Source organism: Sphingobacterium sp. E70 (assembly GCF_019285695.1).
Classification (GTDB): Bacteria; Bacteroidota; Bacteroidia; order Sphingobacteriales; family Sphingobacteriaceae; genus Sphingobacterium; species Sphingobacterium detergens.
The window spans coordinates 3,669,874-3,689,739 of record NZ_CP079104.1 but is presented as its reverse complement, the minus strand read 5'-3'; the positions used below and the strand labels follow the sequence as shown (position 1 = coordinate 3,689,739).

Annotated in this window: 27 protein-coding genes and 4 pseudogenes; 3 read left to right on the top strand and 28 right to left on the bottom strand. The window is 40.0% G+C overall.

From position 1 onward, the window contains the following. Positions 1-7: 7 nt before the first annotated feature. The 23 genes and pseudogenes from KUH03_RS25935 to KUH03_RS46715 form a co-directional block, all read right to left on the bottom strand. The gene (locus tag KUH03_RS25935) at positions 8-220 is read right to left on the bottom strand and encodes a DUF4476 domain-containing protein (protein WP_257087427.1); all 213 of its coding nucleotides are present in this window, start codon (positions 218-220) and stop codon (positions 8-10) included. Beyond that, complete coding sequence (locus KUH03_RS25930) at positions 202-531, bottom strand: hypothetical protein (RefSeq protein ID WP_257087426.1); 330 nt, start codon at positions 529-531, stop codon at positions 202-204. Before KUH03_RS25930 ends, KUH03_RS25935 begins: the two co-directional genes overlap by 19 nt. Beyond that, the gene (locus KUH03_RS25925; RefSeq protein ID WP_257087425.1) at positions 528-812 is read right to left on the bottom strand and encodes a hypothetical protein; all 285 of its coding nucleotides are present in this window, start codon (positions 810-812) and stop codon (positions 528-530) included. Before KUH03_RS25925 ends, KUH03_RS25930 begins: the two co-directional genes overlap by 4 nt. A 56-nt stretch (positions 813-868) precedes the next feature. Next, on the bottom strand, positions 869-1,429 hold the full coding sequence (locus KUH03_RS25920; protein ID WP_120262232.1) for a CopD family protein: 561 nt from the start codon (positions 1,427-1,429) through the stop codon (positions 869-871). Between the two features lie 203 nt (positions 1,430-1,632). Continuing rightward, entirely contained in the window at positions 1,633-2,118 is a 486-nt protein-coding gene (locus KUH03_RS25915; protein WP_257087424.1) for a trehalase family glycosidase, read from the bottom strand. Then, complete coding sequence (locus KUH03_RS25910) at positions 2,067-2,726, bottom strand: hypothetical protein (RefSeq protein ID WP_257087423.1); 660 nt, start codon at positions 2,724-2,726, stop codon at positions 2,067-2,069. Before KUH03_RS25910 ends, KUH03_RS25915 begins: the two co-directional genes overlap by 52 nt. Further along, on the bottom strand, positions 2,702-3,457 hold the full coding sequence (locus KUH03_RS25905; protein WP_257087422.1) for a hypothetical protein: 756 nt from the start codon (positions 3,455-3,457) through the stop codon (positions 2,702-2,704). Before KUH03_RS25905 ends, KUH03_RS25910 begins: the two co-directional genes overlap by 25 nt. Before the next feature lie 80 nt (positions 3,458-3,537). Beyond that, positions 3,538-4,139: pseudogene (locus tag KUH03_RS25900) on the bottom strand (lysine exporter LysO family protein). Further along, entirely contained in the window at positions 4,129-4,839 is a 711-nt protein-coding gene (locus KUH03_RS25895; protein ID WP_257097306.1) for a RagB/SusD family nutrient uptake outer membrane protein, read from the bottom strand. The pseudogene KUH03_RS25900 and the gene KUH03_RS25895 overlap by 11 nt, the downstream one beginning before the upstream one ends. After that, positions 4,773-5,015 (bottom strand): hypothetical protein, encoded by a 243-nt coding sequence (locus tag KUH03_RS25890; RefSeq protein WP_257087420.1) that lies wholly within the window; start codon positions 5,013-5,015, stop codon positions 4,773-4,775. Before KUH03_RS25890 ends, KUH03_RS25895 begins: the two co-directional genes overlap by 67 nt. A gap of 5 nt (positions 5,016-5,020) precedes the next feature. Continuing rightward, a complete protein-coding gene (locus KUH03_RS25885) occupies positions 5,021-5,929 on the bottom strand; it encodes a RagB/SusD family nutrient uptake outer membrane protein (RefSeq protein WP_257087419.1) in 909 nt (302 codons plus the stop codon). 41 nt (positions 5,930-5,970) lie between these two features. After that, a complete protein-coding gene (locus tag KUH03_RS25880) occupies positions 5,971-6,732 on the bottom strand; it encodes a hypothetical protein (RefSeq protein ID WP_257087418.1) in 762 nt (253 codons plus the stop codon). A gap of 56 nt (positions 6,733-6,788) precedes the next feature. Continuing rightward, positions 6,789-8,966, bottom strand: coding sequence for a SusC/RagA family TonB-linked outer membrane protein (locus KUH03_RS25875; RefSeq protein ID WP_257087417.1), 2,178 nt, complete (start codon positions 8,964-8,966; stop codon positions 6,789-6,791). After that, the gene (locus tag KUH03_RS25870) at positions 8,963-9,331 is read right to left on the bottom strand and encodes a hypothetical protein (protein WP_257087416.1); all 369 of its coding nucleotides are present in this window, start codon (positions 9,329-9,331) and stop codon (positions 8,963-8,965) included. Before KUH03_RS25870 ends, KUH03_RS25875 begins: the two co-directional genes overlap by 4 nt. A gap of 48 nt (positions 9,332-9,379) precedes the next feature. After that, the gene (locus tag KUH03_RS25865; protein ID WP_257097304.1) at positions 9,380-9,628 is read right to left on the bottom strand and encodes a DUF4974 domain-containing protein; all 249 of its coding nucleotides are present in this window, start codon (positions 9,626-9,628) and stop codon (positions 9,380-9,382) included. Between the two features lie 80 nt (positions 9,629-9,708). After that, positions 9,709-10,046: pseudogene (locus KUH03_RS25860) on the bottom strand (FecR family protein). Between the two features lie 422 nt (positions 10,047-10,468). Then, positions 10,469-11,065, bottom strand: a complete 597-nt coding sequence (locus KUH03_RS25855) for an RNA polymerase sigma-70 factor (protein ID WP_257087415.1) — start codon at positions 11,063-11,065, stop codon at positions 10,469-10,471. 275 nt (positions 11,066-11,340) lie between these two features. Then, a complete protein-coding gene (hemE, locus tag KUH03_RS25850) occupies positions 11,341-12,351 on the bottom strand; it encodes a uroporphyrinogen decarboxylase (RefSeq protein WP_373564494.1) in 1,011 nt (336 codons plus the stop codon). Between the two features lie 26 nt (positions 12,352-12,377). Further along, the gene (locus KUH03_RS25845) at positions 12,378-12,593 is read right to left on the bottom strand and encodes a hypothetical protein (protein ID WP_257087413.1); all 216 of its coding nucleotides are present in this window, start codon (positions 12,591-12,593) and stop codon (positions 12,378-12,380) included. Between the two features lie 33 nt (positions 12,594-12,626). After that, the gene (locus KUH03_RS25840; protein ID WP_257087412.1) at positions 12,627-12,893 is read right to left on the bottom strand and encodes a hypothetical protein; all 267 of its coding nucleotides are present in this window, start codon (positions 12,891-12,893) and stop codon (positions 12,627-12,629) included. Positions 12,894-12,903: 10 nt separating this feature from the next. Continuing rightward, positions 12,904-13,608 (bottom strand): annotated as a pseudogene (locus KUH03_RS25835) (response regulator transcription factor). A 53-nt stretch (positions 13,609-13,661) separates the two neighbouring features. Then, entirely contained in the window at positions 13,662-14,123 is a 462-nt protein-coding gene (locus KUH03_RS46720; RefSeq protein ID WP_306429170.1) for a cell wall metabolism sensor histidine kinase WalK, read from the bottom strand. Positions 14,124-14,149: 26 nt separating this feature from the next. Then, positions 14,150-14,479 carry a histidine kinase dimerization/phospho-acceptor domain-containing protein gene (locus KUH03_RS46715; protein ID WP_306429169.1) on the bottom strand — a complete coding sequence of 110 codons (330 nt, stop codon included), beginning with the start codon at positions 14,477-14,479 and terminating at the stop codon, positions 14,150-14,152. Between the two features lie 365 nt (positions 14,480-14,844). Between KUH03_RS46715 and KUH03_RS46710 the strand changes: the two genes are divergently transcribed. Both KUH03_RS46710 and KUH03_RS46705 read left to right on the top strand, forming a co-directional pair. After that, positions 14,845-15,147: an HAD-IA family hydrolase gene (locus tag KUH03_RS46710; protein ID WP_306429168.1), complete on the top strand. Its 303-nt coding sequence runs from the start codon at positions 14,845-14,847 to the stop codon at positions 15,145-15,147. Beyond that, the gene (locus tag KUH03_RS46705) at positions 15,147-15,293 is read left to right on the top strand and encodes an HAD hydrolase-like protein (protein ID WP_306429167.1); all 147 of its coding nucleotides are present in this window, start codon (positions 15,147-15,149) and stop codon (positions 15,291-15,293) included. The genes KUH03_RS46710 and KUH03_RS46705 overlap by 1 nt, the downstream gene beginning before the upstream one ends. 51 nt (positions 15,294-15,344) lie before the next feature. Here KUH03_RS46705 and KUH03_RS25820 read toward each other — a convergent pair whose 3' ends face one another. The 5 genes and pseudogenes from KUH03_RS25820 to KUH03_RS25800 form a co-directional block, all read right to left on the bottom strand. Continuing rightward, positions 15,345-15,950, bottom strand: coding sequence for a DUF1080 domain-containing protein (locus KUH03_RS25820; RefSeq protein ID WP_257087411.1), 606 nt, complete (start codon positions 15,948-15,950; stop codon positions 15,345-15,347). A 247-nt stretch (positions 15,951-16,197) separates the two neighbouring features. Further along, positions 16,198-16,341, bottom strand: coding sequence for a hypothetical protein (locus tag KUH03_RS25815; protein WP_257098061.1), 144 nt, complete (start codon positions 16,339-16,341; stop codon positions 16,198-16,200). After that, positions 16,342-16,985, bottom strand: a pseudogene (locus KUH03_RS25810) (outer membrane beta-barrel family protein); the annotation flags it as partial. Beyond that, on the bottom strand, positions 16,922-18,652 hold the full coding sequence (locus tag KUH03_RS25805; protein WP_257087410.1) for an outer membrane beta-barrel protein: 1,731 nt from the start codon (positions 18,650-18,652) through the stop codon (positions 16,922-16,924). The gene KUH03_RS25805 and the pseudogene KUH03_RS25810, both read right to left, overlap by 64 nt. A gap of 103 nt (positions 18,653-18,755) precedes the next feature. Further along, the gene (locus KUH03_RS25800; RefSeq protein ID WP_077437687.1) at positions 18,756-19,037 is read right to left on the bottom strand and encodes an ATP-dependent Clp protease adaptor ClpS; all 282 of its coding nucleotides are present in this window, start codon (positions 19,035-19,037) and stop codon (positions 18,756-18,758) included. Between the two features lie 78 nt (positions 19,038-19,115). On the opposite strand from KUH03_RS25800, the gene KUH03_RS25795 reads away from it, so the two are divergent. Then, on the top strand, positions 19,116-19,784 hold the full coding sequence (locus KUH03_RS25795; RefSeq protein ID WP_257087409.1) for a 3-oxoacyl-ACP synthase III family protein: 669 nt from the start codon (positions 19,116-19,118) through the stop codon (positions 19,782-19,784). Positions 19,785-19,866 lie beyond the last annotated feature (82 nt).

Below are 19,866 nucleotides of genomic sequence, written 5' to 3'. Positions count from 1 at the left end.
ACTGTAACTAACGCTGCGTCTTAATAAATGCTGTCAATTTTTCCCGAGTGGAACTAAAAGATAGTGCATCGACTACTTTATCATAATTCTCTTTGTCTATACAGCTTGGATAGGCATATTTAGCAAAAGCCAATTTATTATCGTCCCTGATAAATAGCTCCATGAGATCTATGATTTCGGAACTGCGCAATCGCCTATTTTTCAGCTCTTGAGCCGCCACTTGCAAGCGGTCCTGATCATTTTCTTTTGATTGAGCAGATCATTCAATTGGTTAGCTTCATTTTTATCCTGATAACCAGTATTGTCGATCGGATCGTCCTGATTTTGTTGATTATTACTTCTATCATTCTCAGACCGGCCATATCGCTCGTCTTGTTGTTGACCCCGATCGTACCTGTCTTCATTATAATCACCATTATTATAGTTGTCGCCATTGCGATAATTATCATTATAGCGACCAACAGGATTCATCGATTCCAGAACAATACCTCTATTTCCGCCACGGCTGCTTACGGAAAACACAACATTCATATATTGACCATTTTGGTCGACGAGCTGCACACCCTCCCATTTAAAGTTCTCTGCCGCCTATTTGCGAATACGATACGGAGATTATACCTCGGGTTTTGCAAATTTGGTACATGAAGGTCAATCAACGGTCTATTATTGTACAAAACATTATTGATATAAAGAAAGAAGGGAACATCGGCCGAATAGATATTTAATGTTCCGCCATAAGTTCTATAACGTTGGGCAAATCCTCCAGTTGCGATAGCAAGCAACATGATCACAGTCAAAAGTCTCTTGTACATATTCCTTTTCAATTTATAATCGTTCGACTAACGAGAATAGAAAAGGATTAAGAAAATTAAGAATTTAACGTTTTATCCGCGTTGTTTTTATTTCTGATTTTTTTGTAGAGTTTCACAGCCATCATCAGGGAGACGGACAGTATTAAAAGTCCCAGAACACCGAATATCCAATTGAGAGCAGACTTTAATACGACTGTAAATACAATTGCAAATAATAAAACGGTCGCCAGCTCATTCCAAAGACGCAATTTGGTCGAGGACCAAGTCGATGATTCCCCTTTTAACTGAAACATAATACGTTGGCAGGCAAAATGATAAAGGATCAGTCCCAATACAAAGGTGAGCTTGACATGCATCCAGCCCATGGTCAACAATCCCGGATTAATATATAACATGACGAGAGCTGCCAGAATAGTGAGGTACATGGCTGGTGTTGTGATGATCCACCACAATTTACTCTCCATCAGTATAAACTGTTTATGCAAAACCCCATACTCTTCCGCAGATTTGGATTTAGCTTCTGTATGGTAAATGAATAAGCGAACGATATAAAATAAACCAGCCATCCAACAAACCACAAAGATAATATGAACTGCTTTTGCGTATAAATAGACCATGGGTACAAAAATAAGAAAAGTTAGGGGCAATCAATAAAGCTAGGCTTTAATTAGAAAAATCTTACATGAAGTATACAAAAGACGAAAGTCCATCCCGACTACTTAGTTTTAGTTTTCAATAATGCATGTTAAATAAACAACGCTTCCAATCCGATATAGATAGTACAACTTATCGGATTGGAAGCGTTGGTATTTCAACTGATCTATTTCTTCTGTGGAGAAGTTTTCAGTTCCTTATATAACAGAAATAAATGGGCTGCAGACCAGCTAAAATGTGGTGCTTTGAGCCTTTTGCCTGTGCGCGCTTCATAGTTTTCATGAATTGGTCCATTACCAGATAAGCCCTCCAATCGCTCAAAGACTTGTTTGGTATACATATCGGCTTCCTTTTGATAACCGTATTTCCTTAAACCAGCAATTGCGAAATAGACTTGATCCAACCAAATAGGCCCGCGCCAGTATCCTCTATCCATGAATTTGGCGTTGTCTAGAGCCGCAGTAGGAAAAGGTACAAAGGAGGCAAATTTAGCCGTATCCTGCATCACACGAACCACAGCTTCAGCTTGTGGCACAGTAGCTAAACCTGTCCACAATGGCGACCAGCCTTCAGGACCAAAACATGGAATAAGCGCTCCATTCAGTTTGCGATCAAAATAATAACCGCGCTCCTGGTCAAAGAAGTAATCCATGGCAAGGTACGATTCTTTTTCCCCCGAAATGGTACTCCGAGCAATTCCGCAAAATGCATCAGATATTTTCGTTCCAGCTCAAGATAAGCACTGAGCTCCACAGATTCCTGATCCATGCTCCAGGCACCTTTTTCATTCAATAACATCTGGGTACTATCGTACCGAATAGCGTTGTCCATACCGCTCTCCCACTTGGCAGCTTCTAATGTTCCATCCGTAGCACCATACTCACAGATACCATTTTTATTGTGATCCCGGTAGCGAAACCACCATTCATGGTACAAGACTAGTTTATCGTACATTTCCCGTACAAACGATAGGTCATGATCGGCTTCATAGATCGCATTTACCGCCCAGGCAGCTAATGGCGGTTTGGAATCACGGTAATTATTCTCGCGATGGTCCGTATAGATACAATCGGCAATCATCCCGACGCTATCTTGAAAGTCAAACATAGCGCGAACCTGATCTTTCGCCAAAGCGGGATCTATCTGCGCCAATGCAACGGCATGCTTCCATGAATCCCATGCCCAAAATCCAACAAAATAGTCAGCTACATGTGAAGGGACAACACCATCATGTTTTAATTCCTTTTTGCACTCCGCCAATTGCTCATCAGGGTCATCATACTTTTCACCATAATGCGATGTTCCTCCATGGAGAGTTCCGGACGAGTATTTGAGCTGATATAATTCACCCACCGTGCTGTATGTTGCATGCTCAAAGTCTTGCTTTGCTCAACAGCTGTTTTTGCCGTTACGAGTGCCTTTTCTAAGGTGATCGGGTTGGCATAATGGATCAGCACAATCTCCGTATCAGCTTTTTCTAAATGGGCTTGATATTTCCCCTGATCAAAAGTTACTTTCACACCAGCTTCAAAAGATAGTAAAAGAAGTTCTCCATTTGGAAGTTTAGACCACAGGGTATTACCTGCCAATGTCCATTGCCCTTGATTGAGATTGCCATAGGTCCATAGTTCTTTTGATGATTTGTTTTTAATATGTAATATGGCTGTTGTTGATGAGACCTGTTTAAGAGTTTGCTCAACCTCCATATCCTCCCCTCGCAAACGCATCCACAGGCGATCCGGATAATAACAACTGCTATCACGGCTCAATAGATTTTTTTCTCCAGCCGGAGCTGTTCCAATCTGCAGCAATGCACTACTTAACCAGGCACGCCCATCCAGATCATAGGGTCCACAAAAACCTGTTACTGTCTTATTTTCATGAATGCCAAATCCGACCCAGGCGCCGCGGTCGGTATAAAAGGGATTTGTTCGCCGAGTGGAACCTTCTGGTTGTTGCTCCACCCTTAACAATCCACCATAGCCATCCATTTTAGGGGACTTGACCGTATTGCATCCTATCAAAATCAAACAAAAACTAATTGTAACCCATAAGGTTTCGATCTTATTTCTCATAAATAACAAAAAAAAGTAACTAAAAAGGGTACACTGAGGTCAATCAATATACCATGGATGATCGCAACGAGAACATATTGTTTGCCGGAGTATTGTGTGATAATGGGTAATGCAGTATCCATACTTGTGGCGCCTGCAACAGAAATCGGCGCCAGCGGGCAAACCATTTTCGAGCTAATGGGGCCATCAATAGCGCCATTAATTCACGTATCAAATTCGACATCAATGCTATAGTTCCCAATGTGACACCCTTATATTGTGTAATAAAAATACTTGATAAAGAGTAGTAACCAAATCCAGATCCTACAGCCATACTTTCAGCGGCATTCCAGTCGCGGATAAAGAAACTGATGATAAACGTACCTATCAATGTTCCAACGATAGTTGCCAGGGGAACGAGCACGATGCTTAAATTAACTTTTCGTAGAGATATCAAGAGTTCCCTATCATAACCAATGGTAACCCCAACCAACAACATCAATGCATAGAGGACATAAGTATTCCATTCTTCTTTCAACAATTCGGCTGGAATAATTCCCTTGAAACCGACAAAAACACCCACGACAAAAAATGCGAGAATGATCAAACTACCTTTCATGTTTGCTAAAGAATAAACGGTAAACGAACCATGAGCAAAGAACACTTCCAGCGACTCCGGCCAATGTGATCAGTATAGCTTGCAACCCCAATGTATCAAGATTGTCTACTATTTTTGGATTTTGTCCGACCTCTCGTCCCAGAAGAAACAGTAAGGCAAATATGACCAATCGGACAAGAATACCTGTATGTTTAAGAATAGGAAAGGACCGAAGTCCTATCCCTATTCCTACACCTAAAAGCATGACAAAAAAACGGTAAACATGCTCCTTAATTAATTTTATCATTTGACTTGATCTCCAATACTGGAACAGGATAAAAGTTGTGTTTAGCCGGATCAAAACTATTCCGACCAATAGCTTGCAATGCTTCTTTCGCTTTCCCCATCTTCTCATATCGTAGAATCGGGTATTTTCCAAGGCAAACTCCACGATACGCTCATGTTCGATACGTTTTTTGACTTCGGTAACAGACAAATTCAAAGGAAGTGCCGGCATATCTGCCCGCTGGCGTACCTGATTGATCAAAGGGATGGCATCGGCAGGACGATTACGTTCATTTAAGGTTTCAGCCAATAACAGCAACACATCAGCATAACGCATCAATGGAAGATTGACTGCTGTGCGGGACTTATCTAAATCGGCTGCTGTTCGTGGTAAATACTTTCTGAAACTTGCCCGGTCAGATCCAGCCCCAAATATTTCATCGTAGGTAAAGCCATAAACTCCCCATTCTTCAAATCATTAAAATAAGGATCATTGCAGAATACGGTCTGATACATACGTGAGTCATAACGTCCTGTTGTAGCGATCTTACCCTCCTTTTTAAATTCGTTTAAGAGCATCTTGCTTGGTAAGATTTCATCCCAACCGCCCAACTCTCCTACAGCGATCCACTTATGCAGTGCTGTGCGGTAACTCGCACCATTAGCGGTATTATCAGTAAATTGAAGTTCAAAAATAGATTCTGCGCTATTTTTATTGGTTCCGTCAAACATAGACAGGAAATCTTTTTCCAGATTATACCCTGATACGGCTTTAAAGGCCTGTTCAGCTTTTCCGAGCAGTTCCTCTTTTTGGCCGTATTTTCATATGCTGATGTTAAGTAGCTGTAGCCAAGGTAAGCATTCGCCGCCCCTCTTGTAGCTCGACCAACATTGGCCGCCTCCTGTTTCACAGGTAAATTGCCAACCGCAGCCTCCAGATCCCCGATAATAAAAGCCCAAGCTTCATCACGTGTAGATAAGGCCTTGTTAATCTTTCCTTCGTTGGTGATATATTGATCGCGTATAACGATCTTCTCCCAGTTAAGCAATAGTTTCAAATGGTAATAGGCGCGTAAGAACTTTGCTTCGGCAATAATCTGATTTTTCTTATTTGCATCCATTTCAATCGGTGCGGTCTTCTCTATCACTTGATTTGCATAAGAAATACCGCGATATGCTTTACTCCAATAGGCCGTAAATTGACTATTACCATTGGTATAGGTAAAATTATAGAGTTCCACCCAGGTTTGATAGTTCAAGGCATCGCTACCGATTTCACAAGCATCTTCACGATAAGCCTCGACCGGAAATTTTACCTCCGCAAATTCCCATACATCAGTTGCTGCTTCCAACTGCGAATAGGCAGCAGAAAGTCCAGACTCAGCATCCTCGGCATTACGCCAGAAGTTATCTGAAGTAAGTTTGTCCGGCGATGTTAAATCCAATTTATCGCTGCAGGACAATGTCGTGCTTAGCGCGCAAGCGATACAAAGAATCCATTTATAATTTGTTCTATTCTTTTTCATCTTCTAGTTTCTTTAATTATGATACAATAAATACCCAAGTCTTAAAATGTAAATTGAACTCCAAAGGAATAGGACTTGGTAAATGGAAAAATATAACGGTCTACCCCTGTATTCAACACGCTGGATTTATTGTTAACTCCAGATGGTGCAAACTCAGGATCAATTCCCTTGTATTTTGTCCAGGTATATATATTCTGTCCACTGATATAAAACCGTAGATTTTCTGAACGGATCGCATGCAATAGATTTTTAGGCAAAGTATAACCGATCTGTAGCTGACGTAGTCTAATAAAGTTACCCGATTCCAAAAAGCGTGTGGACTCACGGCTGTTTCCATTTGGATCTTGTAATACAGCACGCGGAACATCGGTATTCCGGTTGTTTTCGGTCCATGCATTTAACGTACTGCTCAAAAAGTTGGATCCAGAACTCATGGCTTCAAAAAAGTAGCGATTCCCATTATAGAGTTTATGTCCCCAGCCACTTCCGATCAAAGCCGAAAAATCAAAGCCTTTGTAAGAAGCACCGAGATTCAAACCTACTTCCAATTTAGGAATCCCCGTACCACTGTATTTCTTGTCTTCATCATCAATCACACCATTACCATCGACATCGACAAAACGGATATCGCCCGGCTTGGCATTATCTTGTAGTAATTTCCCCTCCTTGTTGACATGTTTGTTCACCTCCTCCATGCTCTGAAAGATACCATCGGTTTGGTAAAGGAAGAATCCTCCAATCGGATATCCTACACGAGTCTGATTCGGAAAATGTTCAGTATCGAATTTTAGACCATTTCCCAAAAGAATCTGGTCTTCATTAGCGAGGCTGACGACCTTATTTTTGAGGGTTGAAAGATTTAATCAATATCGTATTGAAACTCATTTTTCCGATTTGCATACTTGAGTTCAAGCTCAAAACCCGAGTTTCGGATCTTCCCAACATTTAATGTCGGATCTTCCAAACCTGCAGATGGAGCAACTTTCTTAGTGATCAAAAGATCATTGGTGGTCTTGATAAAGTAATTTACCGAACCTTTTAATACATTATTGAATAGACCAAAGTCTGCTCCTATGTTTTTAGACTCTGTGGTCTCCCAGCTCAACAGTCGATTCTCAAGCCCCATTGCAATACTACCTGGCCAAGGATTGCCACTTCCGCGCACATATCCCATGTACAAATTATTGTAGGTACTGATCAGTGCCTGGTGGTCGTAGTACCCCAAAGCGACCTCATTTCCGAGTTTTCCCCAGCTTCCCCTTAATTTCAGATTAGATACGAAGGATTCTTTCGGGAAGAATGATTCCTCATCGATCTTCCAACCCAATGCTATTGAAGGAAAACTTCCATATCGGCTATCCTTTCCAAATTTGGATGAACCATCACGACGTAAGGTTAACTGTACAAGGTAACGGTCGGCATAAGAGTAATTGACACGACCAAAGATAGACATGCGGTTATAGTCATATTTAGAACCATCCGCGGAGAATGTTCCTCCTTGTCCCGAACTGATCGTCATGAAATTGGGATCCAAAAATCCCTCGGCACTTTCCTTGCTCATCAGTTTACCATTCTCAACCGAGTATACAATCTTCTTTCCTTCAACGCCTACATTATTCCAATTGGATTCCTGCATATTCAACGAACTACCCAAAAGCGCATTTAAACTATGTTTTCCAAATTCTGTTTTATAGTTCAGGAGATTATCAAAGACCTGTTCCTGCCAATAGCTGCGTCCCTCCCAATAAAAAGGAAATTCATACGGGTTCTTTTCATCCGAGGCGAATGGAGGATAATGGTAATAATTTTGTGTATTGATCGCGTTAAAGGCATAACTTGTTTTAAAGGTTAAGCCTTTCATGATATCTACGCTAACAAAAGCATTTCCGGCGAAATCCTGCTTTTTTGTCCAGCTTGTTTTATAGTGTTCGTCGGCAATCACATTGACATTATTGGGAATACCACCCCAATTTGTCAAACCAAAACCACCTTTTTCCGCGGAGTCATATACCGGTACCAAAGGTGAAATCATATAGGCTTCTTTTAGACTAAAATTGGGTCCATGGTATTTGGAATTTGTATAGGCCATATTCCCTTCCACGGTGAAGATATTCTTCTTGGTCCCCAATTTCATACGGACATTTTCCTTTTTGAAATCGTTCGCGATAACGACACCTTTGTCATTACTTAAGTTCGCTGACAGGGAATAGCGGGTATTGTCTTGTCCACCCCTGATGGCAACACTATTCGCCGTGGAAAGCCCTGTACGGAATACCTCCTCTTGCCAATCGGTATTATTGGTACCTGGCTTGTTGATATAATCAGGAAGTTTGACTGGCGTCGTAGCGTACTTATTGTATTCGTCATACATTTGGCGGTGCACTTTTACATAACCGTCGGCGTCAAGTACTTTTAGTCGATTAGACGTTTCTGTTACATTCGTAAAGCTGTTAATGTCTACAAGAATTTTTCCGGCTTTACCAGCTTTCGTTGTGACGATAACAACACCATTGGCAGCCACAGAACCATATATTGCGGCAGCGGCACCATCTTTGAGTACCTCCATGCTCTCAATATCATTGGGGTTGACATTACTGATTGTACCCGGGAAACCATCTATGATATACAGGGGTTCATTACTGCCAAAGGTATTGACCCCACGGATCTTGACCTGCACTCCTGCTCCGGCAATACCACTATTTTTTTGCACATTCACACCAGCTGCAACTCCTTGTAATGCCTCAGCAGGGTTTGTTGTTGCGCGTTTTGCTAGATCTTTTGTGCTAATACTTGCTATTGCACCCGTGACATCAGACTTCTTTAAAGTACCATATCCGATCACAACGACTTCGTCAAGTTCTCTATTTCCGCTAGTTAGGGTGATATCAACATCTTTCCCTGCCTGTACATTAATTTGTTGGTTTTGGTAACCTACATAGCTAACCTGAAGTAAGTCTTTCGCATTCACTTCTAGAGAAAAAGTGCCTGAAAGATCTGTAGCGACGGTCTTTCCACTACCCGAAGCATGTATACTCACACCGGGTAGTGGTTCACCTTTTCATTTACAACAGTTCCTTTTACTTGCCCCGTTTGTTGTTTATTTGCAACCTTACGTTTTAATAAAATCCGTTTCCCCGTAATGTCGTATGTAATCGAGCTCTCTTGTAACGCATCTTTCAACAGTGCTTCCAAGCTGCTTGCCTGACTATTATAGAAAAGTGGTGTCTTGACATCTACATCCGAATTACTGAACATAAATGAATAGCCATACTTTTTTTCAACAATCTCGATAAGTGACTTAAGATTTGAAGCCTCCTTTTTGCCCGATACCTGCTGCGCGTTTACAGCAAAGAAGGTCTGGCTGAGGAGTAAAAGACTCATCAGAATAGGTTTCTTTTTCATAATTTTTGGTATATTTTGTTTTAAGTAGTTTACATCATTAATTTTTGGTTATCGTTTTTTTGAAACTATAGCTACAGATTTGCCGGCTATTGTATATTGGATTGGTGTAATGACATTGATCAATTCCAAAATTTCTCGTAGACTTTCAGTTTTCACTTTGAATGTATAATGTCTATCGGACTCTGCCCCCTTCCAAGCAATATCGACACCATACCAGCGTTCCAATTTCTTAAGAACACTTTCCAAAGATTCGTTCTCAAAAACAAGTTCCTCAGATTTCCAGGTGCTATATTGTATCGCGTCAAATTGCTGTATCTGCGTATACCGACCAGTCCTTTTATTCAGTTGGATCCAATCATTAGGTTTTAATTCTCCGATTAATTGTCCTTTTTATCTTTTATCGCAACTTTTCCACGCAGCAGCGATACCTCTATCTTCGCATCATCCGCATAGGCTGACACATCGAAAGCAGTCCCTTTCACCACAACATCCAAATGAGAAGTCTGCACGGTGAAAGGCATATTTTCTTTTTCACAACATCAAAAAATGCCTCGCCTTCGAGTGTAACCTTGCGATCATGTTGATTGAATGCATGTGAATAGCTCATCTTTGTACCCGCATTTAACCAAGCTTTTGATCCATCCGGTAATATGACCTGTGACTTCTGCCCTAAAGCCGTATAAACAGTTGTCTGCTCCTGCGAAGATGTGTTCATTAAAATATTACGCTGAATAAAATACGTTCCCAATGTCCCTGATAGAAAAATAAGAATCGCAGCAGCACTGACCAACCACCAAAAACGGCTACGGTCAAAAACAATAGTTTTTACGACAGGTTGGATACGATCTTGGATTTTGTCCCATATCCGTGGACGATCTGCCCGATCGATGATCAGTGGCGGTTCTTTGAGATGTATCCATTCGTTTTCCAGCTGCAAAAGATAATGACGATTTTGTTCACTTGAATCGAGCCAAGCTACAATCGCTTCATTCTCCTTTACATCACTCTCTTTTTTAGATATCGAACTAATTGCTCCAGTGACGGCTTATAACTGTTATTCATTATTTTGGGTTTACGACAAATAGACACCCAGAGCAGAGAAAACCCTAAAAGATTTTGTGTTTTTTTCAAAAATATTTAAACGAGTGTGGAAAGGCCTGCACCACACATCGTTAAAACCAATAAAATCGAATCTGGATACAGTATTTGATAGCGTTCAAGTATATGTGCCCGTATTTTTTTAGCTGCAATGGACATCTGATTTTCGACTGTCTTGATGGATATTTGCAGTTCTTGGGCGGCCTGCTGATAGGTCTTCTGATCTTCCTTACAGTATTGATAGACGATTTTACATTTTTCAGGCAATTTGCCAATAGCTTCCTGATAAACAAGGGAAAACTCCTCCATATTGATACACTCTTCTGCCTCCTGACGGGTCATTTCCTCCTTAAACCAACGTTCCAAATGAGCAGTACGTGTACTTTCATTGCGTAAAGCATTGAGCACACGGTTACGGGCTGCCCGATAAAGATAGGTCTTGACATGGAAAATATGGATTTGATCCCGATCTTCCCATAGTTTAACAAACACATCCTGCAAACAGTCCTCCACCAACTGTACATCGCGCGTATAATACCCTAAGAAACGGCATAGCTCATCAAAATAATGATGAAACACTTCTTCCAGCGCTTCTTCATTAATCAGCAGTCCATCCATCAAGGTATTTTTACTCATTTATTAGGTTTTGCGACTAAGCTATAAAATAAAACAAGATTTACAAAAAAGTAACTGTGCTCATTTTAACATATTTTGCACGAATTTTCACCATGCCCATGATAACCCGCATTTTAATACATTATAAAACAATAAAAAAACTTTTTAACTATTCCAACTGCCATCTCTTGCTCAAAAAAAAAAGACCTGCTGGTTATAGCAAGTCTTCTTTCTTCTCGATCAGATGTTTATGCAAAATCTTGTTTCGTTTTTTAGAACTCTTTCCAATCAAAAGTTTAATAGCGAAATTCTTTCACAACCTCGATTGCGTATTTTACATTGTCAAAAGGAATATCAGGCATAATACCGTGTCCTAAATTGAATATAAAACCATTCTCTCCGCGCATGCGCTCAAATAATTCTATAATTTTCTTTCTGATAACAGGCTTTTCAGCATATAGTACAAACGGATCTAAATTCCCTTGAACAGCTATTCCCTGTGGCAAGGATTGCTTCATATTTTTAAGATCTGCATTCCAGTCGATCGAAACCACATCTGGCTGCGCCTCTACCATCATTGGAGCAAAGACAGATGATCCTTTACAGAAAGATATTACAGGAATATCCTTGCGGTTCAATTTGGAGATGATCTGTTTGTTATAATAATGTGAAAAATCACGGTAATCATTCCAAGACAAAGCCAAAGCCCAGCTATCAAATAATTGGATCGCATTTACGCCTGCCGCAATCTGCATATTAAGATATTCTACAGTTACATCAGCAATCTTTTGAAGGATTGTATGCGCCAATTCAGGTTGATTGTTTAACATCAACTTCGTCAACTTGAAATCTTTTGACGAACCGCCTTCAACCAAATAACTTAAAATGGTAAAAGGTGCTCCTGCAAAACCGATCAATGGAATACGATTATCAAGACGTTGTTGGATTACTTTTATGGCATCCGCAACATATTGCAATTTATCCAGACAGTCAACCGATAATGCCTCCGCATCTTTGACAGAACGAATTGGATTAGAAAAACGAGGACCTACTCCTTGTTCAAATGACAGGTCTCCACCCATTGCCTCAGCTGTAACCAAAATATCCGAAAACAAGATCGCCGCATCTATACCCAACAAATCCACGGGCAGCATCGTTACGTCTGCTGCAATCTCTGGTGTTTTGCACATTTCGAGAAAAGAATACTTGTTTTTGATATCCCAGTATTCTTTCATAAAGCGTCCAGCCTGACGCATCATCCACACAGGAGGTCTCTCCGTTTGCTGCGAGAATGCAGCTCTAATCAATAAGTCGTTTTGTAAAGTAGTACTCACTATAAATGTTTTGAAATTTCGTTTTCTATTTTTGTAATAATACTGGCCTGTCTTGCAGTTAAATGTAATTTGTTGGCCACATCTGTATACGCCCTTGCTCGTTCATAATCTGTCTTTCGCAGCGCAATATTCGCCAGATTGATCATTACCATACCTTTTTCATTATCTTTTTCCAAGGCAACGAGAAGCCAGCTGAAAATGGTATTCAGCTTCATCAATACGATCCTCTTTCAAGGCGATATTTCCCATCATAAATTCATAGAAATTACGACGCCCCTTGCGAAGTGTATCTGGATTTTTATTTCGGACAGCAAATTTTTTGTCTTTTCATAGTCTTGCCGATGAAAAGCTTGTGTTGCCAAGAAAACTGAACCTTCTCGAAAATGGCTCCAAATTAGATAACCAATTCCACCAGCCAACAATACAGCTGTCTGATAATGCCCTTGGTATAAACCATAGCCCAAAAGTAACGCAGCAATAAAAATAACGGCTATTCTAGCCTTAATTGTCATCATCTTTTATTTGCTATGCGTTATTGTCGGTAAATTTATAACCAACACCTCGGATAGAGTGGAAATAGATTGGGTGCTTTTGATCAGGCTCAAAATATTTCCGGAATGTCAAAATGAAATTGTCAATGGTACGCGTCGAAGGATAGACGTCATAATTCCATACAGTTTCTAAAATCTGCTCACGGGAAACGGCTTCATTACGACGTTCGATCAACAGCTTCAATAGCATGGTTTCTTTTTTCGTCAATGAGGTAATCGTTCCATCTGCATGATGCAATTCGTAAGAATTAAAATAGATGGTTTTATCACCGATTTGATAAGAATTCAATTCTTTAAGATCATCTGGTTTCATACCGCGACGAACCAAATTTCCTACACGGAGAATCAATTCTTCTAAATTGAAAGGCTTTACCAAATAATCATCGGCACCTTTTTTAGTCCAGTGATACGGTCTTCACTACTGTTTTTGGCAGTCAAAAATGATAGGAACCTCTGTATTCTGTAGTCGGATTGTTTCAGCAACCTGAAATCCATCAATTTCAGGGATCATAACGTCCAATATCACGAGATTGAAACGTTCCTCTTTAAAAACTTTCAATGCTTTTTTTCCGTCAGTAGCCGTAGTGACACGGTAACCTTCCATTTCGAGATTCAACTTGATTGCTTCTAACAAGTGTTCTTCATCTTCGACAAGTAATATTCTTTGTTTACTTTGCATTTCTTTCAAATGTTACTTCAAAAATACTCCCTTTAGGAGTGTTATCTTTAACTTTAATGGTCGCATCGTGCTTCTGCAACACGGTTTTTCACGATATATAACCCCAAACCAGTACCTTTGGTTTTCCGTGTCGCTTCACTTCCCACGCGATAAAACTTATTAAAGATAAGTTTTTTCTCTTCATCACTGATACCGATACCATGGTCAGCAACAGAAAAAATTATTTTACTGCTCTCCGTATATAGTTTGACATCCACCATGGCGCAGGCCGGTGAATATTTAATAGCATTCTCAATGAGATTTGTCACGACATTACTTATCGCAAATTTATCACCATGGATAATAATATCCGACTCCAGGTAAGGTTTCAATACCTGTGAGCTGCATGAATTCTTTTGAAGTCGATCGACGATTTGCTCCACCAAAGAAGTAAAGTTAAAATCCTCCTTGGGCATACTGTAATTGCGGCTGTCTAATTTGGTTGTCATCAAGACATTCTCTACCAAATCATCCAATCGCTCAATATCTTTTAGGGAATTTCTTAAAAAGTCTGTTGTTGCTCTTTATCCAGATCTCGTCGCAAAATGGTCTGAATATACAGCTTGACGGATGCCAGAGGAGATTTCAACTCATGTGTAATAGCCAAAAGGAAATTTTGCTGCTGTTGCAACAATTTCTGTTCCCGTTCTACCAAGCGCTTTAACCGCCACGCACCCCATAAAAAAATGATCAAGAAGAAAATACCTTCACCTATAATCATGTTCTTTTTGCTTGGATCAAAGCGGATGAACATCACCCCCACCATATCAACTGCATGATCGCGTAAAACAAAAGGAAATAAAAGAGTAAAAGCGCTTTCTTCATGTAGCAAAAATAGCTATTCACCAAGGCATTCGGAAATATCCTAAAGATTATGACACAAAGAAGAAAATTAGCCGATTCACAATAAGATAAAATCTCCCCAGAGGTGGTATATTTGTATATGTTTAATCGTGAGAAAAAGGATATTTTCTTTGATTTGGATCATACCATCTGGGATTTTGACAAAAATGCCGAAGAAAGTCTCCACGAACTATATTTTAAATACAAGTTTGACAGCTTGTTTAACAAGGAATCCCCTCCCGTTTCATAGAAACTTATACAATCAACAATCATCGCCTTTGGGGATTATATCATCATGGAAAGATTTCAAAACCCGAGTTAAGAAAGGCTCGGTTCGCTGATACATTTATCGAATTGGGCGTAGACCCCGAATTGTTTCCTGAAGAATTTGAACTGGAATACCTTGCGATCTGTCCTCAAAAGACGAATTTATTTCCGCATGCACATGAAACCTTGGCCTACCTGGACGAAAAATACAACCTGCATTTGATTTCCAACGGTTTTAAGGAGGCTTGTGAGACCAAATTGGAAAAAAGCAATTTGAACAAATATTTCAACAACATCTTTATTTCTGAGGTCGTCGGAGTGAACAAACCTGATCCAAGGATCTTTCAATTTGCACTGAAACCACAGGAGCACACGTACAACAGTCATTGATGATTGGAGATAATCTGGATGCGGATGTACGTGGGGCTATGAATGTAGGAATGGATGCGATCTTCTTTAATCCGAACAGTACGGAGCAACCTGAAGATGTACCACATATGATTGTCGATCTGAAAGAATTACAATTTATATTATAACAAAAAAGCAGCTTTAAAAGCTGCTTTTTTGTTATTTTAAAACTTTTACGGTTATGTTCTTAAACCAAACATCGTTTCCATGATCTTGAGACCAATCAAGCCTGATTTGCTTTCTCCACCTACATGGCTCAGCAACTCAAAAGCCAGAGGCCATTTTTCTTGACTGAATTTACTTTTTTGCAATAGGTCAACCCAAGATTTATCCCATAGGGTATATTCAACGACCTTCACACCATTTTGAAAGTGTTCAACTTTACCATTGTTCACGCGGATCTTCACTTTGTTCCATTCGCCATAAGGTTTGCCATTTTGTGGTTTCGCAGGAATCATATCATACAATGATGTAGACTTGCGATTCCCATCGACACCCATCTTAGCATCTGGATGGTTTTCGTTGTCAAGAACCTGACACTCGGGTGATGAGATATAAATTGGCTGACCTTCGACTTCTTTGGCCAAAAAGAAAATTCCGGAATTTGCTCCTTTTGCTACTTTCCATTCCAATTCCAACTCGAAATTTTTGAAGTCATGTGCGAAAATCAAATCACCACCTTCGTCCTTACCTACATTCGCTCCACTATCAAATTTAATTGCGCCTTCATTGATAACCCATTTTTTGGGAACTACAGTTTTATCATATCCTCTCCAGCCTTCCATCGAAGTACCATCAAAGATAACATATGCTCCAGCCTTATTCTTTTTGAATTTTTGATATCCACGCGTGGCAAATCCAAAATTTTGTAAGCCGGTACTTCTTTTTTGCTTGCGCTACGGCAGTATTAAGATGTGCAGAAAATGCCATCACCGATACCGCAAGAACTGTTTTTAATAACTTCATTCTTTATAGTTTTAGGTTTGTTTCAAAATTAAAATTAAGCATTTGGGGTTAAAAAGAGGAATATTTTTAATATTCCTCTCCTCCACCATTTATTTCATTTGTATTTGTTTCCTTCTTTTTCAACTTATTTAGATCCTGACTGCCAAAGCGGTATGAGAGCGATAAAGTAAACATTCTCTTCATCCAACGGTGTTCAAAATTAGAATTCAATTGCGGGGTTTCTGTAAAACCCTGCATTTTCCTACTGTTAAAGACATCTCTGACATTAAACATGATTGAAGCCTTTTATTGAACACCTCTTTTTTCAGGGCGATATCCACCCCTTTCATTGCATTCATTTTTCCCTGTGCCATGACCCGGGAAGAATTGTATTCGCCTCTAATCTGGCCAGAGAATGTAGGGGTAAAACGATAATTTGCAGTTAGATTAGAATTGTAGGCAAAACCATTGGAAGCTTTTACGTTATAGGCCTCATTCGCTTTGTAATTAATATTGATCAAATTAAGATTAAATGTAAAATCAAAATCCTTCGTCGCATTGACCTTAGAAATAAATTCAAATCCAGAAAGGTTTCGGCTTGTCAAATTCTCCCAGCGACTGTAAGTGACACTACTTATTGTATCTACAAAATAAACGAATGGCTGCATCACCTCACTGGTGTGGTTAAAATACGCCGAGGAAATCAAGTTAACTTTTCCAAAAGTCTTAGCAAAGCTCAGCTCAAATCCATGTACATCTTCCGGTTTCAAGTTTGGGTTACCTTGACGTCTGTTCATATCATCTGATACATTCAAGAATGGATTGACCTGCCAGCCTCGGGCACGTTGAACCCTTCTTGAATAACTAAATTGAATTTTATCACCGTCATCCCCACCTTATAGGTTAAAAATAAGGTTGGATATAATCTAAAAAAATCTTGCTTAGCTTTTGTTTCTTTTTCTATTACGTCAGGATCTTTAGAAAGATAAGTTGAATTTAAATTAAACTGCTCAGCACGAAGCCCCAATTGATAACCGATTTTATTGGACAATCTACCTTGATAATTGGCATAAAGCGCATGTACGGTGGAGGTAAAATCAAAATCGTTACTTATCCCATAATCTGGTAGATAAACCTGATTTGCGACACTCAATGTATCGGAATCCTGCGTATCAAATGACTTTCTGATCTGTGAACGATAGCCTGCTTCAAACTTACTATCTTCGGAGAACGGCAGTACATAATCTGCTTGTAGATTTATATTCTTCCCATCTTCAGAGGTTATATTTTTACGTCCAGAACTAGGAGCCTTTGATGTAAACTCCTGAATAAAATCATTGGTCCCATCTTCTTTATCTCGACCATAGCTGGCGTTTGCCGTCAGTTCTTCTCCTGATCTTTTAAATTGGTGTTTAAAGTCCAAATTAAACTCATAGCCCAAATCATCCTCAAGTTGCGAAGAGGTTCTGGTGCTCTCACCAGATAATTTCGGATGATTAATGTAACGGTACCACAGGTTTTCAACACGATTATTATCCCGTACACTTAAATTTCCGGAAAAACTCAATGAATTCCGATCAGAGAGATAATAATCTACGCCGGCCTTCATCGTATGACTATTTCCTTTTCTCGAAGACTCAGAATTATTGGAAATTTGGCTGTTGTTATCTTTAAAAACGTTATCTACGGCTCCACTTCCCACCATGTTACGTTTATTGAAGTTATAGGATCCGAAGTAGTTGAATTTTCGATCACGATAATTCAATGTTATACCAGCCATATAATTGTCATAGGAACCAGCGGATGTATTTACCGATCCGTTCAGCCCTGTTCGAATATTTTTCTTTAAGACGATATTGATAATCCCCGTCTGCCCTTCCGCATCATATTTAGATGAGGGGTTGGTGATGACCTCAACCTTTTCTATGGAATTAGCCGGAAGACTCTGAAGCAAAGATGTGACATCGTTTCCTGCGAGTGCTGACTCGCGGCCGTCTATTAGAATCTTGACACTACTGGATCCACGTAGACTCACCGATCCGTCTTGATCCACCTGAAGCGTGGGGACATTGGCTAACACATCTGTTGCTGTTCCACCCGCACTGACCAAACTCTCGCCCACGTTAAAGGTTTTGCGGTCAATGCCAATCTGCATCGCAGGAACTCTCCCCTCGACTACTACCTCATCCAATAACTCACCTGTTGAATTTAAACCAATCCGTCCAAGGTCATTGCTTTTCGATGCCGCCACATCCACACCTTCAATGGTATGTGTTTCATAGCCGACATAACTGATACGGACCTTATATTTACCAGGTTTAATATCTGAGAATAAAAGAAATCCTTGATCTACTGACTGTGCACCTTTGACATAACTATTATTGCTCGCATCTAAAAGCGCAGCACTGGCAGACGAAATAGGTTTGGAAGTTTTGCCATCGACCAGGATAGCTTTGATTTGACCAGTTTGTGCAAGAACAATAACCGGTAGAAAAAATAAAAATAATAATAAAAATTTAAACGATTTAGCGTTAAATGACATGAGAGCTTCAGCTTAGTTTATAGTTTAGTGCAAATAAAACTAAAACTTAGAGACAAACTTGAAGCGTAACCATATTATTACGGTAACAAAAAAGATAGTAAATTTATTCCACAGAGACCGTCAATCCCTCCGCTTTCAAAATCTTGCGGTAGATTTCCATCTCTGTAAAAGTACCCTCCAAAACGGCGCACTTTCCTTCAGTATGCACTTTCCATGCAATTTTCTCAGCTTGTTTTTCGGTATATTGAAGGTGATACATCAGACAATGAATCACATGGTCGAACGTATTCGTTTCGTCATTCCATAAAATCAGGCGATTAGAGTCCTTAACAGACGCTAATATCTCTTCTAACGTAAAGGTTTCTTCAGCAGTTTGGGTACCCATCCTGCAAAAATAGAATATTTTTTTCTAAATTAACGACAATATAAAAGGGAAGAATACAATCAATTAGAGGAATTTATTATGTTTCAGTCAAAAATCGCAGGAATTGGCTATTACGTTCCAAAAAACGTATATACCAACAATGACTTAACACGTTTTATGGATACCAGTGACGAATGGATTCAAGAAAGAACAGGTATCAAAGAGCGTCGCTATGCTGACCGTATTGGAGAAACGACAACCACAATGGGTGTTGAAGCCGCGAAAATAGCAATTGAACGCGCCAATATCAGCAAGGAAGATGTCGATTTCATCATCTTTGCAACCTTGTCGCCTGACTATTATTTCCCAGGCTGCGCTGTTTTACTACAGCGGGAAATGGGCATGAACGAGGTCGGCGCATTGGATATCAGAAATCAATGTTCTGGTTTCATCTATGCCCTATCCATAGCAGATCAATTTGTCAAAACGGGGATGTACAAAAATGTACTTGTAGTGGGTTCAGAAAAACATTCATTTGCACTCGATTTTTCAACCAGAGGACGTGCTGTTTCTGTAATTTTCGGTGATGGTGCCGGAGCAGTAATTGTGCAGCCGACAACCGAAGCTGGAAAAGGCATTTTGAGCACGCATTTGCATTCCGATGGCGCGGAAGCAGAAAAGCTCGCGATGTATTATCCAGGAGCATCAAGCGGAATCTGGCTGGACAAAATGCCCGATTGGCCGGAACAGGAATTGGGGGATTATTGATGACCAAAGAAATGCTTGAAGATGGAACTGCGTTCCCAAATATGGACGGACAGGCCGTTTTCAAAAAGGCCGTTGTAAAGTT